A 14,907-nucleotide genomic window follows, 5' to 3' on the forward strand; every position below is an offset into this window, starting at 1 on the left:
CACAAAACAGTCTAAATCCGGCTTCTTTGGGTAATTTGTCCCACAATCCAAAAGGTTAGAACGGGTAGAATCATCAACTGAAGCACAGGCAGAATCCCGACCTCTAGAAGGGGAAGTCGGATCATGGCTTCACTGTAGCTCCAGATGCCCATTACTAAGGCAATCCACTCGATTAGTGTTGCACTGGTTAGACCAGCACCTGCGAGCGTTAGAATTCTTAAGCCATTGAGATGAGCAATCCAATCTCGATCGTGGGTGATACGGTGACCAAGCCAGTACAGCACACTGATGTAGACAGCATCCCCGATTGACGCTAAACCGCAAATTAGCCATGTTTGAGCAGCAGATGTAGCAAATTGCTCGTAAGCGAACATCTGCCCCATCTCCCAGACAAAGTTAATCACGAAAGCAACTACAAAGATTAGGAGTAGAAAGGTTTTGGAAGATTGGGTTTGATTCATGGGGTTAGTTTAGGGTAAACAATTCTTTGGCTAAAGGAGATACTGGCCTTTCAAACGGTAGAATCTTGTATCATTTTTTATGTTTCCTGAGTAAAACGCGATCGCTGCAACCAGTATCCGATTGGATTTGAGTTCAGCACAGGGTGATAAACTCTTCCGTAGAAGAAGGATGAATGCCGATTATGCGATCGCATTTTTGATTACGCCTTCCACCTTTAATGCCATTACATTTACTCCTGCCGTATCCGCCATACTGTTACGTCGAGGACAACAACGCGGCTGGCTCGGTTGGTTTTTTGCAAGGGTAAATGACCTTTTAGACTGGATGCACAGAGGCTATCAACGGATTCTCGGCACTGTCACTCGCTTTCAGATGGCCAACATACCGCGTATATAATTAACTTAAAGCTACGTATCATTTGCTGCATAGGCACTTAGTTCCTCTGCGTCAGTATTCGCCAAAATATTTTGGGCAAGTTTTACTTCCTCTGCACTGCCGTGAACTATTACTAAATACTTACCATCTTTGAGCTTATCTTCATACTTGAGGACGTGCTGTGCAGAAATTCCCCAGCCTGTTAAAGTGCCTAGCACTCCTCCTCCAACTGCACCAGCTACAGCACCTTCAATACCACCTAATAATGCTGTGCTGGCTAAGTGTCCAATTATTAACGTTGGTCCAACACCAGGAACCCAAATAAAAGCTGCACCAGCAAGCACACCAAATAGCCAACCTGCCCAAATACCAGTAGTAGCGCCAAACATAGTTGCATTAGCAACTTTACCTGTGTGGCGATGCACTTCCTTTTCACTCTCTTGGTTCTGGGTAATGATAGAAACCCGATCAATTGAAAAGCCATCCCGTTCTAGTACTGACACTGCTTCCTCTGCTTTTGACATACTGTCGTAGACAGCAATAGCGCTCTGTTCAGACATTTTTGACCACCGTGAAAGTAGGTAACAAATAAATTAACTTGTAGGAACAGTAGTATCCACAGCTAGCCGACCATCTTCCATGCGAACAATACGGTCAGCTATATCTAGAATGCGATTGTCATGTGTCACTACTAAAATAGGGCATCCCTGCTCTTGTGCTAGTTGTTGCATCAGTTCTACTACGTCTCGTCCTGATTTACTATCTAAAGCAGCAGTTGGTTCGTCGGCTAAAATCAGCTTGGGATGACTAACTAGGGCGCGGGCGATCGCTACCTTTTGTTTTTGCCCGCCAGAGAGATTTTCTGGGTAATAGTTCACCCGATGTTCTAACCCTACTGCTTTAAGCATGGCTTCTGCTCTGGGACGGAGTTCTTCAGCTGGAATATCTGCGTGCAGTTCAAGGGATGTTTGCACATTCTGCCAAGCTGTTAAGAATTTGAGCAAATTATGAGCTTGGAAGATATAACCGATGTTACGCCTAATTTCAAAGAGTTGGTCTTTGTTGGCTCCATATAGCTCGCGACCAAACACTTTAAGGCTTCCCTCTTGGACAGACCGTAAACCACCAATTAAAGTCAGTAAAGTTGTTTTACCTGGGGGGAAAGTAGCGAAGCTGTCACCAGCCGCCACGCGACGGCTGAAACCTTCATCCAGACTGAGTTTTATCAAAAAATTTCGATTTTACGCAGCATCAAGTTCTAACCGCTCATTCATGTCCAACCGGAAAGTCCCATAAGGATTAACGTGTGTCCAAAATAACGGTGTTAGCCCTCGCAAATCCTCCTTAGTCATCTTCTTGTTCCACCTAGGCTCCGCTAAAACCTTCTGAATCATCAAAGTATTTATATATACCAAACACATCTGCAACAAATGTAGGCATAACACCGACAATTCCTGCTCATCCAAGCGGTTAGTCGCAATTTCACTGTTCTTGCCGTAAAAAATAAAACTATTAGCACCATTCCATTGCTCCACCACATTTTCAAGTTTTAGTTGGTCTAAATTAACAGGTGCTGCTTGGGGTTCGCCGGGTGTGACACTAATCCAGCCATTATCTTTCTTGAGAATTTTGACTTTGGAATTGTTTTTAATCCCTTTATTCAGCATCGTTAGAGCATCAGTCATTTGCTGCTGGAGTGAACTGATGAACACGGACACATCTAATGGTTTCCCAATTGCTTGATAGTATGTCTCCCGATGCATTTCAAAATCCTGGGGTAAATCCTCTTCTGGGTTGCAGTAGCGTTTGGCACCAACGACCCAAATCTCCTTACTCCGCAACTTGTCCCGCAATGCTTGCAAGACGCAGATTTCGTAGTTCACCCGGTTAATTCGTTCTTGTCCGTCAGACTCGACTTCGACAATCAAATCCTTCCAATCGTTTTTAAGAACACCATCAACAAATAAATCTTCCCCTAAAGCATAGTATCTTTGATTAGAAGTTGAGTATCGTTTGAGTAGTTCTAAAGCTAAGATTACTGGACGATGAACATCGTTATTCGAGCAAAACTCCAATGTCGATAGTAATTGGGGAACCATACGACGGTAATGATGTAAGTATGAAGACCGCATTACCGTATACACCCGTTCTGTGTAAGTGGGAGAGTTGGATTTGTACTCTTTGACCACCGCTTGTAGGGTTTTGGGACTAACTACCGGATAAACCACATCCTTAACCAATTCTTCTGGATGCTCCAAGGAAGCGTTAGCAATCTCATATAGTAAGCGGGGTTTGTTATCTACCCGCTTAAACTCAATTAGAAGCTGCTTATCTACCCGGCGTTCTGCATTAACATGGATTCGATGTATGATTTGTACCAATAATTCTACTAAACTATCAGTAATTTCTTGACTACGTTGCCAACAAAATGCAGCCACCAGGGTATAGCGGATGGGAGCGGGGTGACGGCGCAGTTCCCTGGGTGTTTCCGCAGAAGCTCGCCTTCTGTAGTGGGTGACAACTTTGGGTGGAATGTTGGTAAATAACTTGGCTGGAAGTTCCAATTCCCTCAAGCATTGAAGTTTGGATATTTCCTTGAGAATGCTTTTGAGACTGGTTCGACCAGGGTCAGTTTTGAGAAAATTAAATACTGACTGACGAAAATGGCTTTCGTTGTCCTTGAGACCATCTTTGGTATTGAGGAGCGCATCCATCTTCGATAATGAAAACACAGAAAGTTGCTCGAATATGTCTGCACAAAATTTCTTCTCGGTTGTTTTGACCGCAGACCGAATTAGTCTTTCAATTCTCAAAGAAGTTGGTGGTTCTAGCTTTAGAGAGCGCAAGCGTTCATAAACAGCACTTTCTAGAGATGATGCATTACGCTCATATGGCAATACTTTGTCACACAACCAAGCAGTTAGCTCTTCCCCATCAGCAAAGGTTACTCCTACCGCAAAATTGCCACCTCGCTTCATATCTCAAAGACAACTGTTAATGATATTGTCAAACGACATCGGAACACATCTGTTTCACAACCAAATTCATGAATTTCATGAAATTTGAAAAACCTTTGAGCAGCAGTAGCTTTTTGGCAATTAGTCAGATGTTGAACAAGCACCAAACTATTATCGGCGTGAAAGAATTCTAGAAACAAGGATAGCGTTATAGGAGAAAATAGTCGTGCCTGCTGAATTATATAAAGCTGGAATTATTGAGATTGATGAGGATATAGATTTTACTGAAGAGGAAGAACTTTGGGACATTACAGTTCATTTTAATGGTGAGATGTTCACTCCAAAGCTAGCCTGTATCAGCGAATCTCAAGCTTTTGAACTCGGCAAAAGATTTTATGACTGGCTAGAGAATAATTATCGACAAGTACAGGGATTTGAATTTAAGTGGGAAAAATATTCTGTAGAACGAACCACCACTAGAGAGTATCCTTGTTGTTATTTGCCATACTACGTTTTAGAAGAAGGTTTAGACGTTTTTACCGTTGAAGAACGAGACTCTGAAGCAATAGCATATGGCTGGATTACTGGTAGTCCTTTACCTTATTACATCGGATTAGATGGGTTGATAGTTATTGATGATGTCACAGATGATGCTTATCAGGCTGGATGGTGTCCTGCTTGGAAATTAACTAGAAGAAATTTTTTTGAAGTTCTTGTTTGATAAAGGTTTCAGCCATTGTATGGCGGCTGGTGACAGCTTCGCTACTTTCCCCCCTACCTGACCCAGATGGTCCCATCATGATGACAATTTCTCCAGCATATATTTCCAGGTTAATGTCAAATAAAACCTGTTTTTTTAATTCATCTTGACCAAAATAGTGATTGAGATGACAGACTTTTACAACAGCTTGTTGATACATAGGTTGAATAAATATTTTTTAGGTTTGTGTTTAGAGTTATAATTCGTAAGTCATAACTCATGACTAAAAAATATCAGCAGGATCAGCAGCTTGTAATTTCCGAACTGCAATTACACCAGAAATAAAGCACATAAAAATTGTCAATATTAAAACCATTAAACTTCGTCCAATATCTATTGCCATCGGTAAACTGGTGGCTTTTTTGGTTAGGTCGTATAGACCTAATGTGATTGCAAATCCAGGTATATAACCTAAAAATCCCAGAATCAAAGCTTCTTGAAACACCATTAATAACAGGTAGGTATCCTTATACCCCATTGCTTTTAGCGTTGCATACTCAGCCAAATGGTCAGAGACATTGGTATAAAGAACTTGATAGACAATCACACTTCCTACAATAAATCCCATGATTGTTCCTAGTGTAAAAACGAAACCAATGGCTGTGTTCTTTTGCCAGTATGTTTTCTCAAATTCCACAAATTCATCGTGAGTTAGCACCTGGATATCTTGTGGTAAATTAGTTTTGATTGCCTGAGTAATTCTCTCAATATTTGTATTAGGCTTAAGCTTGATTAAACCAATATTAATTTCTCCGGCTTCACGGGTTTTGAAAATACGCAAAAAATTAACTTCACTGGTAATTAGCAAAGCATCAGAACCAAAAGACGAACCAACTGTAAACAAGCCTACGACTTTAATTTTTCTACCATTGATTTCAGGGGTGATGACTTTACCTTGAGCAACTTCTGCAATGAACGGTTGAAATTCCGGTCGAGAAACTCGGTCGAGGATGGCAACATCGTCAAGTTTTAGCTTATCGAGGTTTTGATTGATTTCCGGGATGTGCAGGGTTGTCCTTGTTGGATCAATTCCCAGAACTAAGATGGCGCGATCGCGTTGGGTTTGAGAACTTTTCCAAGTTCCCAAACCTACATATACGGAGTTTATAGACTCTACGCCGTCAAAACCCAGAGCCTGATACAAACGTCGTCTGGAGAAGTTGTTCATGCTGATCAACGCACGGGAGCGGGGATTAATTAGTACCACATCTGCATTAATACTTTGATGCACGCGGGTTGCACTTTCAAACAACGCCGCCTGAAAGCCTAGCTGCATAAACATGAGAATAACTGCAAAGGCAATCCCCGCCAGAGCAACCAACAGCCTAGCTTTTTCCCTGGTGAGTTGCAGCCAAGCCAGAAAAAGTTTGCGGTTCATGGCTCAATCTCCACAGTTACTTGCAGGTTGGTTAAGCTAGCAACTCGCTGACTAGAAGCAGGGTCTAGACCGATTTTTACTTCAACAACTCTGACATCTGTGGCAGCTGCGGGATCGGTGCTGAGAACGTCTTTTTTACCAACTTCCCAGCCAATTTGGTCTACCGTGCCCTGTAATTTTTCAGGAAATGCATCACTAGTAACAATGGCACGTTGTCCAAGGCGAACTTTACTAATGTCAGTTTCATACACCTCAGCCACTGCATACATTTGGTCGGTTTGACCTAGTTTGAGAATCCCCTCTCCCTGATTGCTTACCACCTCCCCAGGGCGGGTATGGATTTTCAAAATTCGACCGTCTCTTGGCGATCGCACGTATGATAGTTCCAAGTTTGCTTTTGCTTGTTCAACGGCAGCAACCGCCTTATCTACTTCTGCTTGCGCCGCTTGCACATCAGTGGGACGGACTTCAGCGATGCGAGAAAGCGTGGCTTTAGCTTCGTTCAGTTGTGCTTGCACTGACTCCTGAATCCGCTTGAGCGTGGCTCTACCTTCCTCTAGCTTTTTATGAGCGGTTTCTGTTGCTAAACGCTTGCTGTCACGGGTAGATGCTGAAACTGCACCCTCTTGATAGAGCTGCTGGTAGCGTTTATACTCGGTTTCAGCATTGCGTAACTCTGCCTCCAAACGTTCTACCGTTGCTGACTGAGCTTTCACATTACCCTGTAACTCAGCTTCCATTCGCACAATTGTTGCCTTTTGAGCATTAATTTCCCCGGCTTTGGCTCCGGCTTTTACCTGTGCCAAACGAGCTTGAGCAACTTTTACTTGTTCGGTCGCTTCTTTCAAAGCAGCTAAACGGCGATCGCGTGTATCCAGGATGGCGAGAATTTGCCCAGCCCGAACTTTGTCTCCTTCTTTTACCAAAATTTGGAGAATCCGAGTTCCTTCCAGAGAACCAGTTGTAGCTGCGTGAACAGCTTCGCCTTTGGGTTCTAAACGTCCCAGGGCTGTTACCTTCCTAGCTATTGCAACAGTTGGTGAGGGAGTTGGTGCAGACGTGGAGGACAGTCGTCGATACCGTGAGATTGTGTAAACTGCGGTAAAAACAGTAGCAATTCCAACAGTAATTGCTAACAGAAGCACCCATCGTTTAGAACGTTTGATTTGCGGAGTTTTTGACGGTACGTCCATAAATAAAATTTCCTATATGACAAGTCTTGATGAATTCGTACCAAGCAATTTTTATCGTTCATCTCGATAGCCTGAAGGAGTACGGTGTTAAGAGTCACCCCAATTGTCCCCACATGAAAGGAACGGGCAACCGGGAAGTCTTTTCTACATCTGTCTATGAGGGCACCTTCCAATCAAACGGGATATGCTTGCTTGATTGTCCCTCAAAGGGTTGAGAATAATCGAAGCCGATGGCGTAAGTGTTCTTCACAACGCCCCAAGTAGCTATCTGTCCGGGGCCTGTTTCAGAACCTGGTGGATTGTACAACTGAACACGACGGTTTGGATCTGCCGTCGGCCCGGTCAGTGCCTCAACTACTGCTATAACTTTCTCAGGGATCTCAGCCCGCCAATACCTCAAGTCCTCTGCAATTTCAACCTCGATAGGTGCGTACTCGATCCCCCGGATTTCACTGAATAGCTTGCTAAATTCCCTCGGCCAACCCCCTGCTTTGCCTGTGAAGATTTGCTCAAGGGCGTATCGCTGGTGTTCATCAGCACGCTCGTCGATGTAAAACATCAGTTTCATCGATGCTTTGACATCCTCCGTCCACTGATTACCCTCAACCTCTCCCAGCGCAATGACACTCAGACCGTTGAGTTTGACATCGTTATAATGTCCTTCATGTACTTGCCATACAAGCGTGAACAAGCAGTCACCATAGGTCGGTTCTTGGGCAAACGTGCAGGGACATGGCAGTTTGCAGCTACAGACATCGAACCATTCACCTTTGAGATGCCACTGGAGATCAGTCATTGCTTGCGTTGCCATAGTCATAAATAACCTCCATTAAGCAATTGAGCGGTAACTTCTTCAAAATGAGATGATAACTGTGTCAAGGAATACACCATACAAATTAACGACAATCTAGCTCATCCTCTCCCATCCATTCCCCAACCCAGCAGATGACGGCGAGCTAAATAAAGCACCAACGGTGGCAAAATTATCCACTGAAATACAGCTAGCCAGCTTATACCAAGAACGGGTAGAGCTAATACTGGAACGCCATAGGTTTTGGCAATATTAACTCGATAAGTTTCTGTAACTAAAGTAATAAACCAGCCTATGCAAGTAAAACTCAAAGCTAACTGCCAGCCAGGGTTAAGTATCCAGTAACGAGAACGAGCCAAAGCGCTCACAACCCAACCACTGATAAGGGTAATAACACCATCACCGAAAGTACAATGAGTGAGGTCATTAATTTTGTCTGATAAAGAGGGCATCCCATAGAACTCGTAGTAAGGAGCTTGCCAAACTTCGTAAACAAAATTAAGGAGAAAAGCGAACAGAAATAAATTTGTTTCTGGTGCAGCCAAAATGCGAACCACCCACTTAGAGACAGACTTGTTTTTCATAATTACTGCTTCATCCTGTTAGAAATTTCCTGCCATTGCCTCTAGTCGGCGAATGCGTTCCTCAGTCGAGGGATGGGTAGAAAAAAGATTGCTCATTCCATTTCTGCCGCTAAAAGGACTGATTTGAAAAAGGTGTGCAGTTGCGGGAGTGGCATTATCCATTGGTATTGCCCGTGCGCCTGCTTCAAGTTTGCGGAGGGCATTTGCTAGCGCTTGTGGATTACCGGATATTTTGGCTCCACCCGCATCGGCTTCAAATTCACGCGATCGCGAAATTGCCATCTGAATGAGCATGGCGGCGATAGGAGCCGTAATCAGTAACAACAATCCTACAAACGGATTGCCATTGCGACTGTCACTACGTCCAAATGGTAGCCAGTAAGCTAACTGAGCCAGATAGATAATTGCTCCAGCAATGGTTGCAGCAATAGTACTTGTGAGGATGTCATAATGCTTGACGTGTGCTAGTTCGTGCAAGCATTAGAGAGTGGCGGTACAACGAAGCCAATTTCAATGTGAGCATTATGTAGAGCTTGCACCTGATCGCCTGTGGTCATCTCGTATACAATTAGGTTTACTTTAGGAAACCGTTCTTTGAAGACCTTTACCGACAACGGCACGATGTCATAGGCAGAGGAACCCTCAAATCCGATCGCAAGCCGGCCCACCTCACCGCGACTGGCAAGCCGTGCCAGAACAATCCCTTCTTGAATCTGCACCAACACTCGACGGGCTTCCGCTAAATAGACTCGACCTGGCTCTGTTAACTGAATCCGGCGCGTGGTGCGATGAAAGAGTTTTACTCCCAACTCCTCTTCTAGATGACGAATTTGCCGAGTCAGCGGAGGTTGAGCAATGTGGAGTCGTTCAGCTGCCCGCCCAAAGTTCAGCTCTTCCGCCACAGCTATAAAGTAATGCAAGTGTCGAAGCTCGATGTTCACAATTGTGACTCCCAATGTTCTAGAGCTTGTGAGTACACCCTGTTTTGCTCTATATCAGAAGTTCAAATTTTTATCCATATTCAATGCTGTGCTGACATAATCGCTCATATTCTTGTAACTGGCGGTTGATATCCAGTTTTCTGGCGTAATGTTGCGACCCTTAGCACAAGCCTCACAAACCCAGACAGGCACATTTGCAGATAACAGCGCTTCTACTACAGCTTTCATCGGTGGCATATTTAGCCCCTGAATTTTGTCGTAAACATTTTTATTGGCTATAGTTACACCTTCACCCTGGAGCCACACTACTACTTCATGACCTTCATCGACTGCAACTTTTGCTGCCAACATCCCTAGAGTGGCAAGGGTTGGATCATTTGTACCAGAACTTACAGAAACAACTACTTTCATTGCAACCTTACCTTGCTGCCATTTATTAATGCAGCATTATTATTCTGCTGTTCTTCCAAGAGGATGGAGGTAGGGGTCTTGATGTTTTGATGGCCGCAAAGGCTGAGGTTGTATACTATTCACAATAAGCAATCCAGCAATCATCCCAAGACTTACAGCCAATAAAATTAACATCAACCTTTTCAAACTCATTGTTGACTTTGTGTAGGAGTAGGCTGATACCAAACCTGATACCATTGCTGCATCTGTGCGATTTCAGCAGTTTGAGTCTTAATGATGGATTGAGCTAAGTTGCGAATTTCTGGTTTGGTAGCGCTGTTACCAGCCATCTGCGACATCATCATTCCCATTTGGTTATGGTGAATCATTTGACGAATAAATTCACGGTCGAAGTCAGAGGCATTCTTCAGGTCTTCCAAATGCATTTCCATGCCCATCATGTTATGCTTCCCGGACATTCTCATCATTCCCTGGTTCATACCTTGATCCATACCCTGCTGCGTTCTCATCATTCCCATGCCAGCCATTGCATTAGCAGGTACTTCTGTGCCGTACCATGCCTTATACCAAGTTCGCATTCGTTGAACTTCGCGGCTTCGGTCTTTTTTAATTGTTTCAGCCAGTTTTTTAATTTCAGGGCGTTTAGTACGGGTTAAAGCCAGATCCGCCATTTTCACAGTTTCTTCATGGTGGGGAACCATCATTTCGATGAAATGCCGATCCACTTGAGTCATCATTCCTCGTTGGGAAGGATTAGCTTGAGTAGATGGGTGATGAGTATTATGTTGTGAATTTGGAGACTGAGCTTGCGTGTTATTTGTAATTAATAGTCCTGCAAGAACACTACTGGTCAATAAGCCTGTAAGACCATAAATTAGAGTTCTATGTTTCATAATATCACCTTTTTTATAGACTGATTTTTTTGTTTATATAATTGAAGTTAACTGTAAAATGTGAGGAAGTTGTGAGGGTAAAAATCTTTATTTATCTCTAAACACAAACTATTTTTTCTTAATTTTTTTCTTAATTATTCCCATTTGTTACTACTGAAGTATTTCTACACAAAATAGCTGGAAATAGTAGAAAAATGATGTTGTATACTGGTTACCAAACCAATCTAGAAATTTTTCATTAAAGAATTATTCACATCTTTTTGCTTAGATGTGATGAACTGGGAGAACCAGTATTCATAAGTATTAGCTAATCCTTAAAAAGTTTACTAATACCATTACTATTTGTCAAAATTTTAGTCTTTACATGAGTTTATTACCTTCTAGACCTGCCAGAAAGTAATGTTTCAAATTAGCCGGAATCAGCATCATTTGTCTAACTAATTATTCTCTTCAATGCTGAAGTTTACTTTTTGTTTTGTTTTACCTTTTTCTGGTTATTAATCAACTCCTTCTTAACTTCAATTCTCAACTATCTACTTAGATGGAGAGTCAAGGAACAGCAACAAAACTTTACTTATCATCATTGACCTATTTTGGTTACTCCTTTAACAACAACCTATTCTTTTAGCTTTTCATCTAGAAATGAAATCAAGATGAAATATCGTTCTGGATCTAAATTTGTTTACAATGTCATGACCCGCTAAACCACCAGCAGAACATCCGTGCTCATCAAATCTAAGCCAGCCGCACTCGGCGCAAGGTTATGGCATTTGAGGAGGTGTGTTGTCCCTCATGATTTGTTATGGTTGTGACTGCTGTAGTGTTTCATTGCCAAGAACCTCCGGGGTTAGGTAAACGATTGGTAGCTCTTATTCTCAACGATTGGTAGCTCTTATTCTCTATGTAAAAGCCTGCGTTGCATGATAGTGATATGATTTTGCCCTTGGGAAAAACCTGCTCAAATCAGCAAGTGCCTTACTCAAATCTACTCACGCTTTAACACTGATTTTGGCTTGCGGCGGGCATGGGTATTTATACAAAAAACCCTTATTGTAAACGAATCAAACCCGCTAAACCGCACGTTCTAGCAGATTTGAGTAACTTTCATGAAACCCAATTTCTAACGAGATTTCGAGCTTCCAGCTACTATTTCATACCCAAAATCAGCAACGCTTAAAAGCTTCTTAGGGCATTCTTTAACAGGAAGCAGTTACTGATTAAAACTAAACCGACCGTTGACCTTTTCACCTCCAACATCCGCAGTAACTTTCACTTGATACTGACCAGTAGCTTTTTCAGGAAGTGCAGCCGTGTAGTGTTTACCACTGGCATCATAAGTTAGAGGGATTGTTTTCTGTTGTCCATCGGGCAGTTGAACTTCAGCCGTCACTTTAGCATTGGGAACTGCTTCATGATTGTCACCTTTTTGCAAATATAAATCCATGTGAGTTCCATTAGCCTCTTTCTCAGGCACAAACTCCAAGTGGTAAGCTCCTGTCTCCACAACTTGACCACCTTTAGATACACCATGTTCGTTTTTAGTTTTGGCAGTAGTTGAAGCTGAAGTTACTGGAGACTCAGTAATTGAGGTAGAAGCAGCAGAACTGTTTTCTGTATCAGCCGTTTGATTGCTGTTACTACAAGCCCCCAAAAAAAGCAATCCTACACTTCCTAAAACAATCAAACTCGATTTAAATGATTTCATTAGCTGCTAGATTTTAAGGATAATATAGTGATGTTTGCGGTCAGGGATACTATCTAGTGTGCCAAGAGAATATGAAATTAGGATGAAATGTATCACCTAGCTAAGATTTGTTTAGTAATTTAGTTGGCAAATATATATAACTACCACCTGGTAAAAACTAAGATATTGTGATAAAAAGTTTTGGATTGGGTTTTAGTGAAGGCAGCAACTAAAGGTAAGGGGAAATATGGTGTGTAATTCCGCTGTTTAAAAATGTAAAGCACACAAAGCTACTCTCAGCCTGGCTACTCACTTATATTCAGTAAGCATTTAATCTGCTAGTTAGGGAGTAACTATGAATACCATCTCTATCGTTGGGCAACGGGCAAAACAAGTAACTCTGTCAGTACCTGGACAAGCAAGCCTACTGACTGGCCTAGTTATGCTCATTCTTTGGACAGTCTATTTTAGCCCCTATCCCCCTGTACATGACACATTCCATAAATTGCGCCATGGCACTGAATCAGTAGCGTGTCACTAAAGATAGCGATCGCATAAATACTATAGTGGTGGGCGATACTCACCCTATTCCCTGGTGCAATAAACTCCGTAATCAAAGAATTTAATGAAAAAACGGAATACAGGCTTACTTTTCGCTGCTACTAGTGTAGTCAGTTTGACGAACTGGTTTTTGCCATCACCGTCAGTTGCATCCTCGCCTACAGTACAACTAAAAACAGAACCATCACTAGATAAAGTTTTACCATCATCTGAGCCTGTCAAACTGACTCTTAAAGTAGTTGATGCTCAAGGACAACTATTGTCCAATGCCAACTTACAATTACGATTATTAACACCTGCACCGACTCCTTGGCTGAGTTCTGATTTCCCAATTGTGGAAGCAACAAAGTTACTGGAGTTCAATGCCACTGCCCCTTCTGGCAAGTTGCAATTTGAGAAAGTAATGCCTATTCGTGGCACCTATCAATTGCAAGCCAAGGTGACGCCAAAAGTTGTGGGTGATTTTAAGCCATTTGAGCAAACCCTCACATTTTCTGTCCCAGAAAAACCTGTGAAATATCGAAATTTAGCGATTCTAGCTGCTATTTTGCTACTAGCAGGATTTGGTGGTGGTTGGGTTATCGGTGGCAGACAAAATGTAGAACCAGGTGAAATTGCCCCACAACGAGTGCGCTTGCTGTTAAGCGGAGCCACAATTGTTGCTATTGCAGCCCTATTGATAGTCAATATTAGTGCAGAAAGAGCATCAACTCACGCTCACTCCGCACATAGCCACGCCACCACGCCAGCTATCCAGAAGTCTGGAGGTTTGGAAGTTCGCTTATCTGGTGATACTAATGCAACTGTTGGACAAACTGCAACCCAGACAGTGCAAGTAACCGATACTGCAAATGGAAAGCCAGTTAATGATGTGACGCTGAATATTCAGGCGATCGCCCTGGAAGACAATGAACTGATGTTTGCCTACAAAACTACTCCCAATGAGCAGGGTAAGTTTACTTGGCAAGAACAGTTTTTTGATGGTGCGCCGCACCAAGTAGTTGTGGAAGTTTCACCACAAGCAAGCGCTGCACGGCAATTTCAACCATTTAAAGTAGCACAATTCGTGGAAGTTGAAGGAATTTCGCCTCCCCTTTCTAGACGGTTTATTAGCTTAGGTTATTTCACCGGAATTTTTGTTTTGGGACTAGCAGGAGGACTGGTATTACGCCGTCGTCGGAATGAGCCTGAATATCAAAATATTTAAAAGTAGGTTTCGGCGTGTATTTACAGGGTTACTAAACTATAAATAAAAATAGTTTAGTGATCAAAACGCAAATCTATATGAATGTAAATGCCACCCGATTAAAAAATGAAAGGGTGGCTTTTGCTTTTATTCAGCTAGCACTAAACTTGTCGCTTAAGAATCAATTATTAAACTCAGACATTGATTGATTAGGAGTTAGAATTAAAATTTTTATTAGCAACAATTCTATTGAAAAGAAAAGCAGAATATACTTTAGTGAAGTTAAAGGTTATTAGGAAATAATACCCTTTTCTAATAAACCATTGGTGCTTGACCACGTAGCGCACGTAGAGAATTCATACAATATGGGCAGTCGCAACCAAATAGCTGAATAGCTGCATTGCTTTCTTCTTCAGTAAAGTCTAGCATTGCAATTTTTTCACTAGATGACTGTGCCGAGCTAACTGTCGATGTAGGTGTAGAACGACGAGACGCTAAATCCTTCTGTGAAACTCGTGTACATACAAAAGTGTAACCACCATGTGGATGTTTTATGCACGCTTCACCATCTTTCATACGAATTACTGGTTGGGTAGCGTGGGCAGGATTAGCCACTCCCAGCGTAGACACCAAAGATGTAAAAACGACGGGGCTAGAAAGCAAAGCCAGTAGAAATTTTTTGTTCATAGCCTTCCTGAAAAAAGATGCCTG

18 protein-coding genes and 2 pseudogenes are annotated in these 14,907 nt (G+C 42.5%); 5 read left to right on the top strand and 15 right to left on the bottom strand.

Annotated elements, in window-relative coordinates:
* Positions 1 to 11: 11 nt before the first annotated feature.
* Positions 12 to 461, bottom strand: coding sequence for a hypothetical protein (locus UYC_RS0101140; RefSeq protein WP_016877558.1), 450 nt, complete (start codon positions 459 to 461; stop codon positions 12 to 14).
* Positions 462 to 588: 127 nt separating this feature from the next.
* Between UYC_RS0101140 and UYC_RS0101145 the strand changes: the two genes are divergently transcribed.
* Positions 589 to 858: an efflux RND transporter permease subunit gene (locus UYC_RS0101145; RefSeq protein ID WP_235083051.1), complete on the top strand. Its 270-nt coding sequence runs from the start codon at positions 589 to 591 to the stop codon at positions 856 to 858.
* An 11-nt stretch (positions 859 to 869) separates the two neighbouring features.
* On the opposite strand, the gene UYC_RS0101150 is transcribed toward UYC_RS0101145, so the two are convergent.
* From UYC_RS0101150 to UYC_RS40505, 3 genes and pseudogenes are all read right to left on the bottom strand, one after another.
* Positions 870 to 1,397, bottom strand: coding sequence for a general stress protein (locus tag UYC_RS0101150; RefSeq protein WP_016877560.1), 528 nt, complete (start codon positions 1,395 to 1,397; stop codon positions 870 to 872).
* A gap of 33 nt (positions 1,398 to 1,430) precedes the next feature.
* Positions 1,431 to 2,027, bottom strand: a complete 597-nt coding sequence (locus UYC_RS0101155) for an ATP-binding cassette domain-containing protein (RefSeq protein WP_016877561.1) — start codon at positions 2,025 to 2,027, stop codon at positions 1,431 to 1,433.
* Between the two features lie 51 nt (positions 2,028 to 2,078).
* Positions 2,079 to 3,404, bottom strand: a pseudogene (locus UYC_RS40505) (Tn3 family transposase); the annotation flags it as partial.
* Between the two features lie 411 nt (positions 3,405 to 3,815).
* Between UYC_RS40505 and UYC_RS39295 the strand changes: the two are divergent.
* Complete coding sequence (locus UYC_RS39295) at positions 3,816 to 3,887, top strand: hypothetical protein (protein ID WP_235083052.1); 72 nt, start codon at positions 3,816 to 3,818, stop codon at positions 3,885 to 3,887.
* 133 nt (positions 3,888 to 4,020) lie between these two features.
* Positions 4,021 to 4,515: a hypothetical protein gene (locus UYC_RS0101165; RefSeq protein WP_016877563.1), complete on the top strand. Its 495-nt coding sequence runs from the start codon at positions 4,021 to 4,023 to the stop codon at positions 4,513 to 4,515.
* 52 nt (positions 4,516 to 4,567) lie between these two features.
* On the opposite strand, the pseudogene UYC_RS36215 reads toward UYC_RS0101165, so the two are convergent.
* The 10 genes and pseudogenes from UYC_RS36215 to UYC_RS0101220 form a co-directional block, all read right to left on the bottom strand.
* Positions 4,568 to 4,714: pseudogene (locus UYC_RS36215) on the bottom strand (ABC transporter ATP-binding protein); the annotation flags it as partial.
* A 63-nt stretch (positions 4,715 to 4,777) separates the two neighbouring features.
* Positions 4,778 to 5,932 (bottom strand): ABC transporter permease DevC, encoded by a 1,155-nt coding sequence (devC, locus tag UYC_RS0101175; RefSeq protein WP_016879204.1) that lies wholly within the window; start codon positions 5,930 to 5,932, stop codon positions 4,778 to 4,780.
* On the bottom strand, positions 5,929 to 7,125 hold the full coding sequence (locus UYC_RS0101180) for an ABC exporter membrane fusion protein (protein ID WP_016877565.1): 1,197 nt from the start codon (positions 7,123 to 7,125) through the stop codon (positions 5,929 to 5,931). The genes devC and UYC_RS0101180 overlap by 4 nt, the downstream gene beginning before the upstream one ends.
* A gap of 154 nt (positions 7,126 to 7,279) precedes the next feature.
* Positions 7,280 to 7,942 (bottom strand): DUF1326 domain-containing protein, encoded by a 663-nt coding sequence (locus tag UYC_RS0101185; protein ID WP_016877566.1) that lies wholly within the window; start codon positions 7,940 to 7,942, stop codon positions 7,280 to 7,282.
* Positions 7,943 to 8,037: 95 nt separating this feature from the next.
* Complete coding sequence (locus UYC_RS0101190) at positions 8,038 to 8,520, bottom strand: hypothetical protein (protein ID WP_016877567.1); 483 nt, start codon at positions 8,518 to 8,520, stop codon at positions 8,038 to 8,040.
* A gap of 18 nt (positions 8,521 to 8,538) precedes the next feature.
* Positions 8,539 to 8,997: a M48 family metalloprotease gene (locus tag UYC_RS0101195; RefSeq protein ID WP_016877568.1), complete on the bottom strand. Its 459-nt coding sequence runs from the start codon at positions 8,995 to 8,997 to the stop codon at positions 8,539 to 8,541.
* Positions 8,985 to 9,461 carry a LysR family transcriptional regulator gene (locus UYC_RS35190; RefSeq protein WP_268744636.1) on the bottom strand — a complete coding sequence of 159 codons (477 nt, stop codon included), beginning with the start codon at positions 9,459 to 9,461 and terminating at the stop codon, positions 8,985 to 8,987. Before UYC_RS35190 ends, UYC_RS0101195 begins: the two co-directional genes overlap by 13 nt.
* A 54-nt stretch (positions 9,462 to 9,515) precedes the next feature.
* Positions 9,516 to 9,872: a DsrE family protein gene (locus UYC_RS0101205; protein WP_016877569.1), complete on the bottom strand. Its 357-nt coding sequence runs from the start codon at positions 9,870 to 9,872 to the stop codon at positions 9,516 to 9,518.
* 188 nt (positions 9,873 to 10,060) lie between these two features.
* Entirely contained in the window at positions 10,061 to 10,765 is a 705-nt protein-coding gene (locus UYC_RS0101215) for a DUF305 domain-containing protein (RefSeq protein ID WP_016877571.1), read from the bottom strand.
* Between the two features lie 1,210 nt (positions 10,766 to 11,975).
* Positions 11,976 to 12,470, bottom strand: a complete 495-nt coding sequence (locus UYC_RS0101220; protein WP_016877572.1) for a hypothetical protein — start codon at positions 12,468 to 12,470, stop codon at positions 11,976 to 11,978.
* Positions 12,471 to 12,804: 334 nt separating this feature from the next.
* Here UYC_RS0101220 and UYC_RS36220 point away from each other — a divergent pair, with 334 nt between their 5' ends.
* Positions 12,805 to 12,990: a CbtB-domain containing protein gene (locus UYC_RS36220; protein WP_071588477.1), complete on the top strand. Its 186-nt coding sequence runs from the start codon at positions 12,805 to 12,807 to the stop codon at positions 12,988 to 12,990.
* A gap of 84 nt (positions 12,991 to 13,074) precedes the next feature.
* Positions 13,075 to 14,217, top strand: coding sequence for a hypothetical protein (locus UYC_RS0101225; RefSeq protein ID WP_016877573.1), 1,143 nt, complete (start codon positions 13,075 to 13,077; stop codon positions 14,215 to 14,217).
* Between the two features lie 291 nt (positions 14,218 to 14,508).
* Here the strand turns inward: UYC_RS0101225 and UYC_RS0101230 are convergent, their stop codons facing one another.
* Positions 14,509 to 14,883, bottom strand: a complete 375-nt coding sequence (locus tag UYC_RS0101230; protein WP_016877574.1) for a hypothetical protein — start codon at positions 14,881 to 14,883, stop codon at positions 14,509 to 14,511.
* Between the last annotated feature and the right edge of the window lie 24 nt (positions 14,884 to 14,907).

Origin of the sequence: Chlorogloeopsis fritschii PCC 6912 (genome assembly GCF_000317285.1) — a bacterium.
Lineage (GTDB): Bacteria > Cyanobacteriota > Cyanobacteriia > Cyanobacteriales > Nostocaceae > Chlorogloeopsis > Chlorogloeopsis fritschii.

Bases quoted from the DNA above. Each gene is read 5' to 3' on its own strand.
- UYC_RS0101140 (WP_016877558.1), bottom strand. From the start codon at position 461: ATGAATCAAACCCAATCTTCCAAAACCTTTCTACTCCTAATCTTTGTA.
- UYC_RS0101150 (WP_016877560.1), bottom strand. From the start codon at position 1,397: ATGTCTGAACAGAGCGCTATTGCTGTCTACGACAGTATGTCAAAAGCA.
- devC (WP_016879204.1), bottom strand. From the start codon at position 5,932: ATGAACCGCAAACTTTTTCTGGCTTGGCTGCAACTCACCAGGGAAAAA.
- UYC_RS0101180 (WP_016877565.1), bottom strand. From the start codon at position 7,125: ATGGACGTACCGTCAAAAACTCCGCAAATCAAACGTTCTAAACGATGG.
- UYC_RS0101185 (WP_016877566.1), bottom strand. From the start codon at position 7,942: ATGACTATGGCAACGCAAGCAATGACTGATCTCCAGTGGCATCTCAAA.
- UYC_RS0101190 (WP_016877567.1), bottom strand. From the start codon at position 8,520: ATGAAAAACAAGTCTGTCTCTAAGTGGGTGGTTCGCATTTTGGCTGCA.
- UYC_RS0101205 (WP_016877569.1), bottom strand. From the start codon at position 9,872: ATGAAAGTAGTTGTTTCTGTAAGTTCTGGTACAAATGATCCAACCCTT.
- UYC_RS0101215 (WP_016877571.1), bottom strand. From the start codon at position 10,765: ATGAAACATAGAACTCTAATTTATGGTCTTACAGGCTTATTGACCAGT.
- UYC_RS0101220 (WP_016877572.1), bottom strand. From the start codon at position 12,470: ATGAAATCATTTAAATCGAGTTTGATTGTTTTAGGAAGTGTAGGATTG.
- UYC_RS36220 (WP_071588477.1), top strand. From the start codon at position 12,805: ATGAATACCATCTCTATCGTTGGGCAACGGGCAAAACAAGTAACTCTG.
- UYC_RS0101225 (WP_016877573.1), top strand. From the start codon at position 13,075: ATGAAAAAACGGAATACAGGCTTACTTTTCGCTGCTACTAGTGTAGTC.
- UYC_RS0101230 (WP_016877574.1), bottom strand. From the start codon at position 14,883: ATGAACAAAAAATTTCTACTGGCTTTGCTTTCTAGCCCCGTCGTTTTT.